General features: G+C 72.5%; 15 protein-coding genes. 10 read left to right on the top strand and 5 right to left on the bottom strand.

Annotation, left to right across the window (positions count from 1 at the left end; all coding sequences use genetic code 11):
* Positions 1–126 precede the first annotated feature (126 nt).
* Positions 127–1302 carry a serine/threonine-protein kinase gene (locus ACGFQC_RS13590; RefSeq protein WP_363087888.1) on the bottom strand — a complete coding sequence of 392 codons (1176 nt, stop codon included), beginning with the start codon at positions 1300–1302 and terminating at the stop codon, positions 127–129.
* A 233-nt stretch (positions 1303–1535) separates the two neighbouring features.
* On the bottom strand, positions 1536–1706 hold the full coding sequence (locus ACGFQC_RS13585) for a helix-turn-helix domain-containing protein (protein WP_228679018.1): 171 nt from the start codon (positions 1704–1706) through the stop codon (positions 1536–1538).
* A gap of 668 nt (positions 1707–2374) precedes the next feature.
* Here ACGFQC_RS13585 and panD point away from each other — a divergent pair.
* Genes panD through ACGFQC_RS13570 form a run of 3 tightly spaced genes read left to right on the top strand, consistent with a single transcriptional unit; the run spans position 2375 to position 3832 of the window.
* A complete protein-coding gene (panD, locus tag ACGFQC_RS13580) occupies positions 2375–2794 on the top strand; it encodes an aspartate 1-decarboxylase (protein ID WP_363087889.1) in 420 nt (139 codons plus the stop codon).
* A gap of 42 nt (positions 2795–2836) precedes the next feature.
* Positions 2837–3184 carry a GNAT family N-acetyltransferase gene (locus ACGFQC_RS13575; protein WP_363087890.1) on the top strand — a complete coding sequence of 116 codons (348 nt, stop codon included), beginning with the start codon at positions 2837–2839 and terminating at the stop codon, positions 3182–3184.
* 9 nt (positions 3185–3193) lie between these two features.
* Complete coding sequence (locus tag ACGFQC_RS13570) at positions 3194–3832, top strand: aspartate/glutamate racemase family protein (RefSeq protein WP_363087891.1); 639 nt, start codon at positions 3194–3196, stop codon at positions 3830–3832.
* A 520-nt stretch (positions 3833–4352) separates the two neighbouring features.
* Here ACGFQC_RS13570 and gndA read toward each other — a convergent pair.
* Entirely contained in the window at positions 4353–5792 is a 1440-nt protein-coding gene (gene gndA, locus ACGFQC_RS13565; RefSeq protein WP_363087892.1) for an NADP-dependent phosphogluconate dehydrogenase, read from the bottom strand.
* A 305-nt stretch (positions 5793–6097) separates the two neighbouring features.
* On the opposite strand from gndA, the gene ACGFQC_RS13560 reads away from it, so the two are divergent.
* Positions 6098–7330 (top strand): transglycosylase family protein, encoded by a 1233-nt coding sequence (locus ACGFQC_RS13560; protein WP_363087893.1) that lies wholly within the window; start codon positions 6098–6100, stop codon positions 7328–7330.
* Here ACGFQC_RS13560 and ACGFQC_RS13555 read toward each other — a convergent pair.
* The gene (locus ACGFQC_RS13555; protein ID WP_363087894.1) at positions 7320–8573 is read right to left on the bottom strand and encodes a DMT family transporter; all 1254 of its coding nucleotides are present in this window, start codon (positions 8571–8573) and stop codon (positions 7320–7322) included. The two genes, ACGFQC_RS13560 and ACGFQC_RS13555, sit on opposite strands and share 11 nt — an antisense overlap.
* Positions 8574–8874: 301 nt before the next feature.
* On the opposite strand from ACGFQC_RS13555, the gene ACGFQC_RS13550 reads away from it, so the two are divergent.
* The 5 genes from ACGFQC_RS13550 (at position 8875) to ACGFQC_RS13530 (ending at position 15318) form a co-directional block, all read left to right on the top strand.
* Positions 8875–9654 carry a (2Fe-2S)-binding protein gene (locus ACGFQC_RS13550; protein WP_363087895.1) on the top strand — a complete coding sequence of 260 codons (780 nt, stop codon included), beginning with the start codon at positions 8875–8877 and terminating at the stop codon, positions 9652–9654.
* Between the two features lie 46 nt (positions 9655–9700).
* Complete coding sequence (gene glgA / locus ACGFQC_RS13545; RefSeq protein WP_363087896.1) at positions 9701–10870, top strand: glycogen synthase; 1170 nt, start codon at positions 9701–9703, stop codon at positions 10868–10870.
* A gap of 50 nt (positions 10871–10920) precedes the next feature.
* On the top strand, positions 10921–12141 hold the full coding sequence (glgC, locus tag ACGFQC_RS13540; protein WP_363087897.1) for a glucose-1-phosphate adenylyltransferase: 1221 nt from the start codon (positions 10921–10923) through the stop codon (positions 12139–12141).
* Between the two features lie 203 nt (positions 12142–12344).
* A complete protein-coding gene (locus ACGFQC_RS13535; protein WP_363087898.1) occupies positions 12345–13685 on the top strand; it encodes a wax ester/triacylglycerol synthase family O-acyltransferase in 1341 nt (446 codons plus the stop codon).
* Between the two features lie 103 nt (positions 13686–13788).
* Complete coding sequence (locus tag ACGFQC_RS13530; RefSeq protein ID WP_363087899.1) at positions 13789–15318, top strand: SDR family NAD(P)-dependent oxidoreductase; 1530 nt, start codon at positions 13789–13791, stop codon at positions 15316–15318.
* Between the two features lie 73 nt (positions 15319–15391).
* On the opposite strand, the gene ACGFQC_RS13525 is transcribed toward ACGFQC_RS13530, so the two are convergent.
* The gene (locus ACGFQC_RS13525; RefSeq protein WP_363087900.1) at positions 15392–15928 is read right to left on the bottom strand and encodes a hypothetical protein; all 537 of its coding nucleotides are present in this window, start codon (positions 15926–15928) and stop codon (positions 15392–15394) included.
* A gap of 460 nt (positions 15929–16388) precedes the next feature.
* Here ACGFQC_RS13525 and ACGFQC_RS13520 point away from each other — a divergent pair, with 460 nt between their 5' ends.
* The gene (locus ACGFQC_RS13520) at positions 16389–16562 is read left to right on the top strand and encodes a hypothetical protein (protein ID WP_363087901.1); all 174 of its coding nucleotides are present in this window, start codon (positions 16389–16391) and stop codon (positions 16560–16562) included.
* Positions 16563–16654: the final 92 nt, after the last annotated feature.

The following is a 16654-nucleotide window of genomic DNA, read 5'->3' as shown; positions in this document are numbered from 1 at the left end:
TCCACTCCGATCCATCATCAGCGGCCACCGACGGCCGCACACACCGCACACGCCTGTAAACGACGGACTACGCCGTCCGAGCGCCATTCCGACAAAGACTCTCACCCAGCACTGTCAGCGCAGGAGTCACAGAACGGGATCGGCGGCATACAACGCGCGCAGCTCGTCCGCGATCCGCTTCGACGCCAGAGGGCGTCCCTTGGCCGCGCCGGCCTTCGTAGGGTCACTCCGCCTTCCGGACTCCGGCGTCGGCTTGGGCAGGAAAACCTCAGGCTCTTCTGGCTCCCGCTCCGGTTCGTCGGCCTCGGCCAGTGAAGCCCGCGGCGGGTCGTCGAGCGGACTCACCGGTTCACTGTTCTCGACAAGATCAGCCTGCTCGTGGATGAGCTTCTCGAACGGCACCGTCGGCGGCTCACCAGGGGTCGACGGAGCCTCGCCCCCCTTGGTGTGGGCGATCAGCGCGAGCCGGGCAGCCGCCGGTGTCACCCCGGAGCCGGAGAGGACCCTCGCGCACGTTTCGGAGACCGCTGGCAGAGTCGGCCGCTCCTCCGGCGTGTGGGCGAGCATCGACTCCAGCAGGGGCACCAACGGTGCAGGCACACCAGAGAGATCGGGAGCGATCTCGGGATTGGTGACCTGTGCCGCGATTGCTTCCCAGCGTGAACCGTCGTACGGATAGTGGCGGGCCGCCGCGTACAGCAGGACCGTGCCCAGCGCGTACACATCTGCCGCGGGTGACACCTGTGGATGGCCGCCGGCCTGCTCCGGAGGCATGCATCGGACGGTGCCGATGATCATGCCACTGTGTGACAGCGTCTCCTGCGTGGAGTCCATGAACGCGCCCAGCCCGAAGTCGATGATCATCGGGCCGTCATCGCCCAGGATGACGTTCTGCGGCTTCAGGTCTCGATGGAGCAACCCCGCGGCGTGGACTGCCGACAAGCCTTCGGCGAGCAACGCCCCAAGGCTGGCCGCCAGCGGCAGCGGAAGTGCACCGTCGCTGTCCACACAGGCCAGCAGCGTACGGCCGGCCACGTACTCCATGGCCAACCAAGGCCGGTCTGCGTAAGGATCCGCGTCCAGGAAGCGGGCCACCCGGTTCGTGCCGATTACCGTGCGGGCGATCAACGCCTCCTTCTCGAAGCGCGCACGCGTCAGGGGATCGAGCTTGTCGTTGCGAATCACCTTCACCGCGACGGGATCGCCTGCGGGCGTGTAGGCGAGATAGACCTCACCCATCCCGCCCGAGCCGAGCTCCCGCGCCACCGTGTACCGGCCGATCCGCGTGGGCACCCCGCTCATCCGCACCGACTCACCTTTCCACCGCGCCTCACCCGATCGGCGCTCTTGCCCGCCACACTCTAATCGGCCAAGAGGTCAGCCTGAGGTGCTTTCATCCTGATCAGGACACCGAGCAACGCGATGCAAGCCGAAACCGGCCGTGAGGAAGTCGGGACACCGGGATCTCCAGCAGCCACTGTGTCGGCGACTGCTGTGTGTCTGTGAGTCCGGGGCCGACAAGAAACTGCCCGCTACTAATGGATCTTCTGCTGCTCCAGCCACTTGAAGACCTCGGCCCTCTTGTACAGGACCTTGGCGTTCCTGCCTCGGCCGAGCTTGTAGCCCTTCAAGCCCAGTTTCGATGCCTCTTTGTAGACCCAGCTCGTGGACATATTGAGCATCGCAGCTACCTCAGAAGTGTCCATAAGGACGGGCTCGACGCTACGGCGCCTGCGCGACGAGTCGATATCGGTGCGGGTCTCGTCGGGGTGCGACTGCGGTCCCATGGGCAAGATGACTCCTTGAGGCTGGCCTGAGCCTGATCGCGGCAGCGGCTCGCGCTCTGCTCTGGTCGAATTTCAAACGTCCTTGACGCCCGCCCTGTGCCACCGCCAAGAGCCACCGGACGAGCCACAGTCATGGTCGTGAGAATCGCCGGTTTGGCTAACCGGCGATCCGCCGCTATGTTGCCGCGCTGCTTCGGCCATTCAGATTCATGGAGCTGTGGGCGCCTCCTCCTTTGAGACGGGATACGAGGGGCCTGGGCCGGCTGACCCATGGCGGCGCGTGGTCCGACTTCCGGTCGAGTGCCTTCGCTCCTGACCGCCTTCCAGACCGTCCGCGTGACGGTGATCACGGACGTCCTTCGGGGGGTGCTGCGTAGGCTTGGGTCGTCGCCGCGGTGGGGTCCGCGAGAGTGGGCGAAGCCCTCCTCCAGCCACCTGACGGGGCGTCAGGAAAGTCAGCAAGTGGTCAGCATGAGTCCTGAAAAACCTGGGGACAGCTGCCCGAACATGCGACTCGTTGTAGGGTGTCGAAACAGCCCTTGACCTGCAAAAACGCAGGCAGGGAGCCTACTTGTGGGAGTACCCCGATGTTGCGTACAATGTTCAAGTCCAAGATCCACCGTGCCACCGTCACCCAGGCCGACCTGCACTACGTGGGGTCGGTGACCATCGACGCGGACCTGCTGGACGCCGCCGATCTGCTGCCGGGTGAGCTGGTGCACATCGTCGACGTCACCAACGGCGCGCGGCTGGAGACGTACGTCATCGAAGGGGAGCGCGGCTCGGGGGTCGTCGGGATCAACGGGGCCGCCGCCCATCTCGTGCACCCCGGAGACCTGGTGATCATCATCAGTTACGCTCAGGTCACCGACGCCGAGGCGCGAGAGCTGAAGCCCCGCGTCGTGCATGTGGACCGCGACAACCGGATCGTGGCCCTGGGCGCCGACCCGGCGGAACCGGTGCCGGGCTCGGACCAGGAGCGCAGCCCGCAGGCCGTGTCCGTCTGACCCCCCCCGCACCACCGGTCCCCAGCAGTCCCAGGAGAGTCCATGAGCGACATCGGCATCCGCGACGACCGGCCGGCCGGCCGCCTCGAGGCCCTCGGCGAGGGCGGCGAAGTCGTCGGTCGCATCGAGTACTTCGTGCTGGAGTCGCCCGCGCCCGCCCTGGTACCGGTGCACACGATCGTCGAGCCGGCCCACGAGGGCAAGGGCATCGCCGGCTCCCTGGCCCGCGAGCTGTACGCCGTCTCCGGGCGCGAGGGCGTCCCCGTGGCCCCGCTCTGCCCGTACGTCGTGAAGTGGGCCGCGCGTCACCCCGAGGAGGCTCCGGCGCCCGACCCCGCGCTGCTGAGGGCCGCCAAGGAGTGGCTGCGCGCCCACCCCGGCCGGTTCTGAGCGGCCTGGATGCTCGCCCTCCTGCACACCTCGCCCGTCCACGTGCCCGTGTTCGACGCCCTGCGTGACCGGGCCCACCCCGGCCTGGAACTGCGGCACTTCGTCGACGAGGACCTGCTGATCCGGGCGCGGGACCGGGGGCCCGACGCGGTCGCCGCCGACGTACGGGCCGTGCTCGCGCGTGCCGTCGCCGACGGGGCGCGGGCGGTGCTGTGCACCTGCTCCACCCTCGGCGCGGTCGCGGAGTCGGCCGCGCCGGGCGTCCCCGTGCTGCGCGTCGACCGGCCGATGGCCGCCGCCGCGGTCGCCGCGGGCCCGCGGGTCGTCGTCCTGGCGGCCCTGGAGAGCACCCTCGGCCCCACCGCAGAGCTCGTGACGGAGGAGGCGGCCCGAGCGGGCCGCCCCGTCGCGGTGCGCACGCTGCTCGTCGACGGCGCCTGGGACCGCTTCGAGGCCGGTGACACCGAGGGCTACGTCCGCCTCGTCGCCGCCACCGCCGACGCGGTCACCGACGCCGAGGCCGACGCGGTCGTGCTGGCCCAGGCCTCCATGGCCCCCGCCCAGCACCTCACCACCACCGCGGTACCGGTGTTCAGCAGTCCCGGGCCGGGCCTGGCCGCGGGCGCGGAGGCAGCGCGTCGCCGCTGACCCCCGGCACCCGTCCCCCCCGCGGTGGGGGACCCGTGACCCCGCCCGGTGCCCGGCGACCCCGCCCGGCGTGGGACCCGGCCGGGCGCACCGCGTGCCACCACCGGGTGACTGCGTGCGCCGCCGTCGGGTAGGCGGGGGAGTAGTCCAGAGCCACGTTCGCCCCCGGCCCGGAGGACACGATGACGAACCCGTACCCCGACCCCGTCCAGCCGCCGCCGACACCGGTTCCCGACCCGTACCCCAGCCCGGTCCCGAACCCCGAACCACCCCCGGGGCCGGAGCCCGTCCCGCCCGTTCCCGGACCGGATCCGCAGCCGACTCCCCAGCCGACTCCACCGCATCCCGGCCCACCATCGCCGGAACCGGACCCGTCCCCGATCCCGCCGGGCCCGGAGCCGGTCCCGAACCCGGAGCCGGGCCCCCCGCTCAGCTGACCCCGGGTTCACGGACCGACGAGCGGTGGGCGGCACCCCGCAAGGACGCCGCCCACCGCAACGGACCCCTCAGGGGCGGACGGTCACGCCGACACCTCCGACCGGTCCCCGCCCCACAGCGTGTGGAACGATCCGTCCCGGTCCACCCGCCGGTAGGTGTGCGCCCCGAAGAAGTCCCGCTGTCCCTGCGTCAGGGCGGCGGGCAGCCGTTCGGCGCGCAGGGCGTCGTAGTAGGCGAGCGCCGCCGCGAAGCCCGGCGTCGGCACGCCCTGGAGCGTCGCGGCGACCAGCACCTCGCGCCACGCGTCCTGCGCGGCCCCGATCTCCGAGGCGAAGGTCTCGTCGGACAGCAGGCTCGGCAGGTCCGGCCGCGCGTCGTAGGCGGCGCGGATGCGGTCGAGGAAGGCCGCCCGGATGATGCAGCCGCCCCGCCAGATCGCCGAGACGGCACCGAGGTCGATGTCCCAGCCGTACTCCGCGCCGCCCGCGGCGATCTCGTGGAAGCCCTGCGTGTACGAGACGATCTTGGAGGCGTACAGCGCCTGCTCGACCCGGTCCGCGAAGGCCTGCGCCTCGGCCCGGTCCAGGGGCGCCGCCTTCGGTCCGGACAGGCCGCGCGAGGCCTCCCGCAGCGCCGCGTGGCCCGACAGCGACCTGGCGAAGACGGCCTCCGCGATGCCCGACACCGGCACCCCGAGGTCCAGCGCGATCTGCACGGTCCAGCGGCCGGTGCCCTTCTGCTCGGCCTGGTCCACCACCACGTCCACGAACGGCTCGCCCGTCGCCGCGTCCACGTGCGACAGCACCTCGGCCGTGATCTCGATCAGGTACGAGTCCAGCCGGCCGGTGTTCCAGGTGCGGAAGATGTCCGCGATCTCGGCGGGGGAGTACCCGGCGACGTCCCGCAGCAGCTGGTACGCCTCACCGATCAGCTGCATGTCGGCGTACTCGATGCCGTTGTGGACCATCTTCACGAAGTGTCCGGCGCCGTCCGGACCGACGTGCGTCACACAGGGCGCCCCGTCGGCCGCCTTGGCGGAGATCTTCTCCAGCATGGGACCCAGCGACCCGTACGACTCCGGGGAGCCGCCCGGCATGATGCTGGGGCCGTGCAGCGCGCCCTCCTCGCCGCCGGAGATGCCCGTGCCGACGAAGTGGATGCCCTGCTCCCGCAGCTCGCGCTCACGGCGCCGGGTGTCCGCGAAGTGCGCGTTGCCACCGTCGATGATCATGTCGCCGGGCTCCAGCAGCGGCGCGAACTCCTGGATCACCGCGTCGGTCGGCTCCCCGGCCTTCACCATGATCACCAGGCGGCGGGGGCGCTCCAGCGCCGCCACGAACTCCTTGGCGGTCTCGGCCGCGATGAACTCGCCCTCGCCGCCGAACTCCTCCACGAGGGCGTGCGTGCGCGCCGCCGTCCGGTTGTGCAGGGCGACCGTGTAGCCGTTGCGGGCGAAGTTGCGGGCGAGGTTGCGGCCCATGACCGCGAGTCCCGTGACGCCGATCTGGGCTGAGTTGGTCATGCGGTTGGCTCCTTGGAAAATCTGTAAAAGTCTGTGGCCGGCCGGCCCGTGATCCGTGCGCGACCCGTGCTCGTCGACGCAGGTGCCGGCCCGTGCACATCCTGTCGCGTCGGTGCACCCCTCGCACGTGCTGGACACGCCAAGTCGCCCACCCGAATACGAACACGAGGCCCATCCGTCTCAGCGGTCACGCAACAAGTCCGTGGTCCGGCTCAGTTGAGCCAGTGCGGCCGATTGTCGTCTTGTCACGGGCAGTGAGCGGACCTTACTTTTGCCCCTCCTGACGCATGTCGAGGGGGATCTCCATGGCCGCACGCGGTCGGCACCGCCGGTATCAGCCGAACAGGATCAACCGGGCCTCGCTCACCGTCACGGCGGGCGGCGCCGGCATGGCGATTCCGCTCATCGGCGCCGGAGCCGCCCAGGCGGCGGACGTGGACACCTGGGACAAGGTCGCCGCCTGCGAGTCGACCAACGACTGGAACATCAACACGGGCAACGGCTATTACGGCGGCCTGCAGTTCAGCCAGTCCACCTGGGAGGCGTACGGCGGCACCCGGTACGCGCCGCGCGCGGATCTGGCCACCAAGGACCAGCAGATCGCCGTGGCGGAGCGGGTGCTGGACGGTCAGGGGCCGGGTGCCTGGCCCGCCTGCTCGGGGCGGGCCGGGCTGACCGCCGGCGGCGAGGCCCCCGACATCGGGCCGGCCGGCGCGTCCGCGAAGACCGCCGCCAGGCCGGCCAACACCCTCAAGGACGTCCAGCCGCAGACCACACCCCAGTCGCGGGCCGGCACCGCCCGGATGTACACGGTCGTGCACGGCGACACCCTCTCGGAGATCGCCGACGCCAAGGACGTCCGGGGCGGCTGGCGTGGGCTGTACGCCGCCAACCGGACGACGATCGGGACGGATCCCGACCTCATCGTGCCCGGCCAGCGGCTGGACCTGCGCGGCCGGGCCGCGGCGGCCGGGGCTCCCGGCACGGAGCGCGGCGAACCGGTGCGGGAGGGGACCACCGGGAAGAAGAAGCCGACCGGGAAGAAGTCCACCGACGACAAGTCCACGGACGACAAGTCCACGGGCAAGAAGTCCACGGGCAAGAAGTCGGCCACGGAGAAGAAGCAGACCGGCCGCTCCCTCGTCGCCCCTGTCGACGCCGGGCTCGGCACGCCGTACCACGCGACGGGTTCCTCGTGGTCGAAGGGCTACCACACCGGCGTCGACTTCCCCGTGCCCACCGGCACGTCCGTGAAGTCCGTCGCCCCGGGCACGGTGGTCAGCGCGGGCTGGGGCGGTTCCTTCGGCTACCAGGTGGTCGTCCGGCACTCCGACGGCCGCTACTCGCAGTACGCGCACCTGTCGGCGATCTCCGTGCGGGACGGGCAGTCCGTGGGCGCCGGTCAGCGCATCGGCCGTTCCGGTTCCACCGGCAACAGCACGGGCCCGCATCTGCACTTCGAAGTGCGGACAGGGCCCGGATTCGGCTCGGACATCGACCCCCTGACCTATCTGAGGGCCGGCGGCGTCAGGATCTGATGCGCACCCGGTGCCGGTCGAGGACCGGCATCGGGACGTACGGCCCGCCGTAGAACGGCCCGTACAGCGGCAACGGCACGGGCGCGGGAGCAGGCACCACCGGCGCCGACGGTTCCCCGGGAGTCACCGCCCCGTCCGCCACCACCGGGGCCGGTACGGCGTCGGTCACCTGCGGGGAGGCTTCCGCGGACGCCGGGACGACGGCCGGTCCGGCCGGCAGTTCCGGGAACGCGAGAGCCATCCGCTCCGCGGCGTGTGCCGCAGCGGACTCCGCGACCGCCGCGCGGGGCCGCGCCGCGGCAGTGCCGTCAGCAGGTTCCGGAAACACGACGAGGAGGTCGGCCACGGGCGCCACGACTCCCGTGGGGACCGTCCGCGCCTCCTCGTGCCGCGGGCCGTCGGTCTCCGGCCGGCTGTTCGCCAGCCGCTCGGTCGTCAGCAGGATCAGGCCACCGGCCGCCACCACACCACAGCTCAGGGCGAGCGCGGTGCCCGTGGCGCCGTAGCGGAAGGTCTCGCCGAACATCGTGATGCCGACGGCCGCCGCCACCACGGGGTTCACCACGGTCAGCGTGGCCAGGGGGGCCGCGAGCCCCGCGCCGCGGTAGGAGGCCTGCGACAGCAGCATGCCGGCCGTGGCCAGGACGCCGATCACGGCCAGGGAGGGCAGGTCGGCCGCCGAGACGCCGTCGGCCCAGTCGACCGCGACGGTCTTGGTGAACACCGACGACATGCCGAACGCTATGCCGGAGCCGGTCGCCAGCAGCATGCTGCGCACCGCGGGGTGCCGGTGCGCGGCCCGGCCGGCGACCATCAGCGCCACGACGGCGCCACCCGTGACGAGCGCCGCGCCCACCCGCTGCGGGGTGCTGAGCGACTGCGCCTCGGCCGCGCCGACCAGGGAGAGCAGACCGGCCAGACCGACGGTCGCCATGACGGCGCCGCGCCAGGCCGTCGCCCCGGCCCTGCGGCCCACGAACAGCGCGGCCATCGGCAGCGCGAAGACGATGGTGAGCGCGCCCAGCGGCTGGACCAGGCTGAGAGGACCGTACGCGAGCGCCACGACGTGCAGCAGGCCGCCGAGACCGTTCAGCCCGACCGCCGCCCACCAGCCGGGCCGCCGCAGCGGGGCGTACTGCTCGTCGGGGGAGGACACCGCGACCTGCTCCTGCACGATCGCCCCGGCCGCGTACGCCACGGCGGAGACGAGCGACAGGACCACGGACAACGCGAGGGCGCTCATGAGCCGCTCCTCTGCGTGAGGCGGGGGCCCGGGGCCCGGCGCGGTGAACGGTCGGCTCTCATGAGCAACACGATGCCCTGTCGATCTGTTCCCGTCGTCGTCCCTGAGCACTCAATGAGTCCTACTACCGATGGAGTACGAGGCGTTCCCACTCCTCCCCAGGGTGGGGGATACGCCAGGGATCTCCCCTACGGCGGCCCCCGCGACGGCGTCCCCGTGCCCGCGGCACCCCCCTACGGCGGCTCCCGTGACGGCGACCCCCCGACGGCGGCCCCGGCCCCCCTTGGTACTACTGCACGTCGTGGACCTCGACCCCCGACTGACGGCACTGCGCGCCCTGGGCGGCTTCTTCGCGCTGCGCACGACACCGCCCACCGCCCCGGACGCAGAGCCGGACCGGCCGCTGCCGACGCTCGCGCAGGCCTACGCGGCCGCGCCCGCCGCCGCGCCCACCGGTACGCACGACGACCCCCTGGCCCGCCGCGTCGGCAAGGTGGCCCGCGCCCTGCGCGCCCCCGAGCCGCGCGTCGCCGCCTCCGTGGCCCAGCAGGGCCTCGCGGCCCGGCTCTGGTCGGTCGCGCTCGGCTGCGCCGTCCTCTACGGCGGGCAGCCCGACCTGGCGCCGGGACTGCTGCGCTGGGATCCGGACGGCAGCGCCCCGGACGACCTGTGGCTGACGGAGGTCCGCGCCCGGCCCGGCGACGCGCGGACCCTGGCGGCGACGGTCCTGCACGGCCACCTCGAACCGCTGGCGGCGGCCCTGCGCGCCCGCCACCGCGTCGCGCCCGGCCTGCTGCGCGGCAACGCCGCCTCGGCGCTGGCCGGCGCGGCCCGGCAGCTCGAGGGCTGGGCGCGGGCGAACGGCCGCCCCGACGCCGCCGCCCGCTCCCGCGCCCTCACCGCCGAACTCCTCGCCCACCCCCTCCTGGCCGGCACCGGAACCCTCACCGCGACCCCCACCGGAACCGCCTTCCGCCGCCGCAGTTGCTGTCTCTACTACCGGGTGCCCGGCGGCGGGGTCTGCGGCGACTGCTGCTTCCCACGGCCCCCGCGCTCTTTCCTCCGCGGCCCGTCTGGGTGACCATGAAGGGGACCGGCCTTCACATGCGAATCCAGGGGGTTGCCGGGTGCGAGTGGGACTGCTGACCCGGGAGTACCCCCCGGACGTGTACGGCGGGGCGGGTGTCCATGTCGAGTTCCTCGCCCGGGAGCTGCGCGAACTGGTCGATCTGGAGGTGCACTGCTGGGGCGAGGGCCGTACCGAAGGCGTCCGGCGCCACCGCTCCTGGCCCGTCCTCGACGGCGCCAACGACGCGCTGCGCACGTTCTCCGTGGACCTCGCCATGGCCGCCGCGCTGGAGGACCGCGAACTGGTCCACTCCCACACCTGGTACGCCAACCTCGCCGGCCATCTCGCCAAGGAGCTGTACGGCGTCCCGCACGTGGTGACCGCGCACTCGCTGGAGCCCCTGCGGCCCTGGAAGGCAGAGCAGCTGGGCGGCGGCTACCGCCTCTCCGGCTGGGCCGAGCGGACCGCCGTGGAGGCCGCCGACGCGGTGATCGCCGTGTCCGGCGCGATGCGCGAGGACATCCTCGCCTGCTACCCGGCGCTGGACGCGGCACGGGTCCACGTCGTCCACAACGGCATCGACACCGCCCTGTACCGGCCCGACCACCGCACGGACGCCCTCAACCGGATCGGCGTCGACCCGGCCCGCCCGTACGTGCTGTTCGTCGGCCGCATCACCCGCCAGAAGGGCGTCCCGCACCTGCTGCGCGCCGTCCGGGACATCGACCCGGCGGCCCAGGTCGTGCTGTGCGCGGGCGCGCCCGACACCCCCGAGATCGACCGCGAGTTCCGTGAGCTGTTCGCGGAACTGAGCAGGGCCCGGGACGGCGTGCACTGGATCCCGCGGATGCTGCCGCGTCCGGAGGTCATCCAGCTCCTCACCCACGCGGCCGTCTTCGTCTGCCCCTCGGTGTACGAGCCGCTCGGCATCGTCAACCTGGAGGCGATGGCCTGCGGCACGCCCGTCGTGGCCTCCCGGGTCGGAGGCATCCCGGAAGTCGTCGAGGACGGCGTGACCGGACTGCTGGTCCCCGCGGCGGAGGGGGAGGAGGACGCAGGCGTCTTCGAGGCGGGGCTCGCGCGGGCCCTGGACTCCGTGCTGGGCGATCCGGCGACGGCCCGCCGCATGGGCGAGGCCGGACGGGTGCGCGCGGTGGAGGAGTTCGGCTGGGACGCGGTCGCCCGGCGCACGGTCCGGCTCTACGAGGACACCCTCAAACAGGCGTAGTGCGCCCCGTGCGGGGCAGCAATGGATCAATCAGGGTGAGGGGAGCGGCCATGCGTCGTGGTGGACCTTCGGTCCTCGGAATCGTGCTGGCGGGCGGCGAGGGCAAACGCCTGATGCCTCTCACGGCGGACCGCGCCAAGCCCGCGGTCACCTTCGGCGGGACGTACCGTCTCGTCGACTTCGTGCTGTCCAACCTCGTCAACGCCGACATCCTGCGCATCTGCGTCCTGACCCAGTACAAGTCGCACTCGCTGGACCGGCACATCACCACCACCTGGCGGATGTCGAGCCTGCTCGGCAACTACGTCACCCCGGTCCCGGCCCAGCAGCGCCTCGGCCCGCGCTGGTACCTGGGCAGCGCCGACGCCATCCTCCAGTCGCTGAACCTGATCTACGACGAGCGCCCCGAGTACGTGGCGGTGTTCGGCGCCGACCACGTGTACCGCATGGACCCGCGCCAGATGCTCGCCCAGCACATCGACAGCGGCGCGGGCGTGACGGTGGCCGGCATCCGGGTGCCGCGCGCCGAGTCCGCGTCCTTCGGCGTGATCACGGCGGGCTCGGACGGGCAGACGGTGGAGCGGTTCCTGGAGAAGCCCGCCGACCCGCCGGGCCTCGCGGACGACCCGGAGTGCGTGTTCGCCTCCATGGGCAACTACGTCTTCACCACCAAGGCCCTCATCGAGGCGCTCCAGCGGGACGCCGAGGACGAGCACTCGGTGCACGACATGGGCGGCTCGATCCTGCCCCAGCTCACCGACCGCGGTGAGGCCCAGGTGTACGACTTCAGCGAGAACCACGTGCCGGGCGAGACCACCCGCGACCAGGGCTACTGGCGGGACGTGGGCACGCTCGACGCGTACTACGACGCCCACATGGACCTGATCGCCGAGCGGCCCGCGTTCAACCTGTACAACCGCAGCTGGCCGATCTACACCCACTCGGGTCAGCTGTCCCCGGCGCGTTTCAACGCGGGCGGCATCGCCAGCGAGTCGATCATCAGTGCGGGCTGCCTCATCCGGGGGCAGGTCTCCCGCTCGGTGCTGTCACCGGGCGTCCTGGTCGACCCGGGTGCGGTCGTGCAGGGCTCGATCCTGCACGACAACGTCCACATCGGGCGGGGCGCGGTGGTGCGCGGGGCGATCCTGGACAAGAACGTCGAGGTGCCGCCGGGCGCGACGATCGGCGTGAACCCGGAGCGGGACGCGGAGCTGTACTCGGTGTCGAAGGCGGGCGTCATCGCCCTGGGCAAGGGGCAGCGGGTGTCGTGAGCGCGGTACGGAGAAGGCGGAGAAGTGCCGTGCACGGGAGTGTCGCCGGCCAGGCGGTCCCGTCGATCACCATTTCGAAGCCGATACTCCTTTTGACGCATACGTAACGGGTTCTTAACTGTGTGTAGCCCGATCGTGCTTGACCGTGATCGCGCGGGGGCGGTTGACTACGGGCTCACTCTCCGTCGACGCGAGGCAAGCCCGTGACCGCTGATCCGCTCGCACCCCTCGATCTGGCGTTCTGGAACATCGAGACTCCCGAGAACCCGATGCACCTCGGCGCGCTGGGCGTCTTCGCCGCGCCCTCGGCAGGCGCCGCCGCCCACGCCGCCGACCTGCTCGCCGGCCGGGCCGCCGCCGTCCCCGGGCTGCGCATGCGGATCCGGGACGTGTGGGGGCCGCTCACCGCGCCGCTCTCCCTCGGCGGTGCGGTCCGCGAACCCGACCCGGAGTTCGACCCGCTGCACCACGTGCGCCTGCACGCGCCCACCGCCGACTTCCAGGCGGCGTCCGGGCGGCTCATGGAGCACCCGCTGGACCGCGGCCGGCCCCCGTGGGAGGCGCACGTCCTGCCGGGCGAGGCGGGCGACGGCTTCGCCGTCCTGTTCAAGTTCCACCACGCCCTCGCCGACGGTCTGCGCGCGCTGACCCTCGCCGCCGCCGTCCTGGACCCCCTGGACCTGCCCGCCCCCCGGCCCCGCCCGGCGGCGCCGGCCCGCGGCCTGCCCGAGGTGCGCGCACTGCCCGGTCTGCTGCGTGGAGCCCTGTCCGACGCCCTGTCCGACGTGGGCCGCGCCCTCGACATCGGCGCCTCCGTCGCCGTCCACACCCTCGGCGTGCGCTCCACCACCGCCCTCACCGCCGGGCCCACCGGCACCCGCCGCACCGGCGGCGTGGCCGTCGACCTCGACGACGTGCACCGGGTGCGCAAGGTCGTCGGCGGCACCGTCAACGACGTGCTGATCGCGGTCGTCGCCGGGGCGCTGCGCACCTGGCTCGACGAGCGCGGCGACGGCAGCGCCGGTGTGACCCCGCGCGCCCTCATCCCCGTCTCCCAGCGCCGCCCGCGCACCGCCCACCCGCAGGGCAACCGGCTCTCCGGGTACCTGATGAGGCTGCCCGTCGACGATCCCGACCCGCTCGGCCGGCTCGGCGCGGTCCGTGCCGCCATGGACCGCAACAAGGACGCCGGACCCGGCCGCGGCGCGGGCGCCGTCGCCCTGCTCGCCGATCACGTCCCCGCCCTCGGCCACCGCCTCGGCGGCCCCCTGGTCAGTCAGGCCGCCCGGCTCTGGTTCGACATCCTCGTCACCAGCGTGCCGCTGCCGGGCATCGGCCTGAAGCTCGCCGGGAACCCGGTGACCGAGATCTACCCCTACGCCCCGCTCGCCCGCGGCCAGTCCCTGGCGGTGGCGATCTCGACGTACCGGGGCCTGGTCCACTTCGGCCTGGTCGCGGACGCCGAGGCGGTCCCCGATCTCGACCGGTTCGCGCGGGCGCTGACCGCGGAGGTGGAGACGCTCATCACGGCCTGCGGCTCTTGACCCGCGCGGGTTTGGAGGGGCGGCCCGGTGCTCCGTAGAATTCCCGGTTCGAAAGCGGGCGCGGTCGGAGCGCCGCACGGGGCAGCAGGGAAACGGCAGCGCGATGACGGTGACAGAGGACGGCCCGGCGGCCATGGACGAGGCCGTGGACGAGGCCATGGACAAGGCCGTCGACGAGGTCGTGCACGGGCCCGGCATCGACCCGGAGCGGCTGGCGGTCTGCCTCGCCGTACTGGAGGAACTCGACCAGCTCGACGTCGACCACCCCGACGCGATCACCGTGCGCCGGGCCACCGCAGGCATCTACCGCTCGGTCAAGCAGCGCCGCCGCCAGGAGCGCCGGGCCGCCAAGACCGCCCACGACCGGGCCGTGACCGAGGCCACCGCGACCGGTTCCGCCCAGCGCATCGACGACGAGACCGAGGGCATCCTGCCCTCCTCCCGCACGGAGGAGGGCACGATCGCGGGGATACTCCAGCGACCCCGCTCCTGCTACACCTGCAAGGCGCGCTACGTCGAGGTCGACTACTTCTACCACCAGCTCTGCCCGGAGTGCGCCGCCGAGAACCGCGCCCGCCGCGACGCCCGCGCCGACCTCACCGGCAAGCGCGCGCTGCTCACCGGCGGCCGCGCCAAGATCGGCATGTACATCGCGCTCCGGCTGCTGCGCGACGGAGCGCACACCACGATCACGACCCGCTTCCCGAAGGACGCGATCCGCCGCTTCAAGGCGATGGACGACGCGGCGGACTGGATCCACCGCCTGGAGGTCGTCGGCATCGACCTGCGCGACCCGGCACAGGCCGTGGCGCTGGCCGACCAGGTCGCCGAGCAGGGCCCGCTCGACATCCTGATCAACAACGCGACGCAGACCGTACGCCGGCTGCCCTCCGCCTACGCCGCCCTGGTCGACGGCGAGAGCGCCCCGCTGCCCGCCGGTGAGCTGCCCGCCCACCACGTCATCGGCGCCTTCAACTCCGGGGCGGTCGACGGCCTCGCCGCGCTGCCCCTCGGCACCAGCGGCATGGACGCGCAGCAGGTCGCCGACCTCGCCCTGGTCGCCGGCAACGCCAGCGTCGCCCGGCACCTGGACGGCACCGCCATCGACGCGGGCGGTCTGGTCCCCGACGTCGTCGACACCAACACCTGGGTGCAGACCATCGAGCAGATCTCCCCGGTGGAGCTGCTCGAGACCCAGCTGTGCAACTACACGGCGCCCTTCATCCTGATCAGCAAACTCCGCCCGGCCATGGCCGAGGCGGCACGCCGAGCCTCCGGCAAGCGCGCCTACGTGGTGAACGTCTCGGCGATGGAAGGCGTCTTCGGCCGCGGCTACAAGGGCGCCGGCCACCCCAACACCAACGCCGCCAAGGCCGCGATGAACATGGTCACGCGCACCAGCGCCCAGGAGATGTTCCAGACCGACGGCATCCTGATGACCTCGGTCGACACCGGCTGGATCACCGACGAGCGTCCGCACTACGACAAGCTGCGCCTGGCCGAGGAGGGCTTCCACGCCCCGCTCGACCTGGTCGACGGCGCGGCCCGCGTCTACGACCCCATCGTGCGCGGCGAGTCGGGCGAGGACCTGTACGGCGTCTTCCTCAAGGACTACGCACCCGGCAAGTGGTGACGGCGGCACTCGGCGGGCGGTGGGTGACGGGCCGTCAGCCGACCGCCCGCGGCCGCGAGTCGGCCGACCCTCCTCAGTCGTGAGGTGGCCTACGGCTCGCGGCCTCGCGCCAGTCGACGGCGCGCAGTCGTGAGGCGCGGGCCGCCACCAGTTCCAGCACGGTCCGCCAGTCCTCCAGCACCCCCGCGTCGAACCCGGCGACCCGGCCGTCCTCGTCGGCCTGCCGCAGCACGGCCAGGTCGTCGTCGGCCGGCCCGTTCCAGGGATGCCGCCGCACCAGTCCCGCCACCCGCTCACCGAGCAGCGCCCGTACGGCGTCGGCGGCGCGCCCGGCCCGCCCCGCCCGGTCGGACGGCGCCAGCAGCAGGCCGACGGGGTGGACCAGTCCGGCCACCTGGAGTTCCTTGTCGGCGGGGCGGGCGCGGCGCAGCAGCGCGGCGGTCTGCAGCGCGTGGTCGTGCACGTCGACTCCGCGCACGTCGATTCCGCGCGTTCCGATCCTCCGCGCGCCGCCCCCGTGCGCTCCGTGGGGGTGCGGGGCGCCGGTGTCGTGCACCCCGCGCCCGGTGTGCAGCAGATCCATCAGCTCCTCGACGCTGCGCAGTTCCATGCGTCGGTCCTCCCGCGAGACGGCCGTAGCGGTACGCCAGCAGAGCACGGCGAGTTTGCGGCCGGGCCAACGGGACCTGAACCGCGCGACGGTGACGGCACGCCTGTGCGTCCGCGTACGCCGTACGAGTGAAGGTCAAGGGTGCTTCCAGGGAGGAAGGGGTTGAATCATCTGCGGGGACACACGGGTGACTTGCCATGGTTACCCCAAATTTTCAGCCCGATCGAGCGGTATCCCGCTCATCTGGTTACTCTGTAGCCGACGGACAGCAGGACGGAGTGCCACCCCACACCCACCGTCCGTCATGGGACAAGCCGGTTCACAGCGGCCTGCTCCTTCTGGAGTTTGCCGGCGCCACCGCGTCAGAACTGCCCTTGAGCCAGACCCGAGGGGCGCCAGACGCCGGATCCGCAGACCGACCGGCACGCCCCGAGGGTGACCGACACATAAGGAGTGCGCGGTGACACCGGAGAAGACGAAAAGCGAGCAACGCCCCAAGGAACGCACGGAGCGTGCGGGCCGCCGGCCCGGAGAGATCGGCAGCCTCGACGTGTGGGCGCGCTCCGCCCCCATCCGGCTGGCGGGGTACGAGGACGACCTCAACGAACCTCACATCCTGCCCAGCGTCGACTGACGCCGGCGGACCGCTCGCGACCGCCGGGCGCATGGGCGTGCGGACAGCACGCCCATGCGACACGAGGCCCCGGCGACACCGTGCCCGCGGAC

The sequence above is a fragment of the Streptomyces sp. NPDC048734 genome (assembly GCF_043198675.1).
GTDB lineage: Bacteria > Actinomycetota > Actinomycetes > Streptomycetales > Streptomycetaceae > Streptomyces.
The sequence above is the reverse complement of the archived record's forward strand: the minus strand, read 5'-3'. Positions and strand labels throughout refer to the sequence as shown.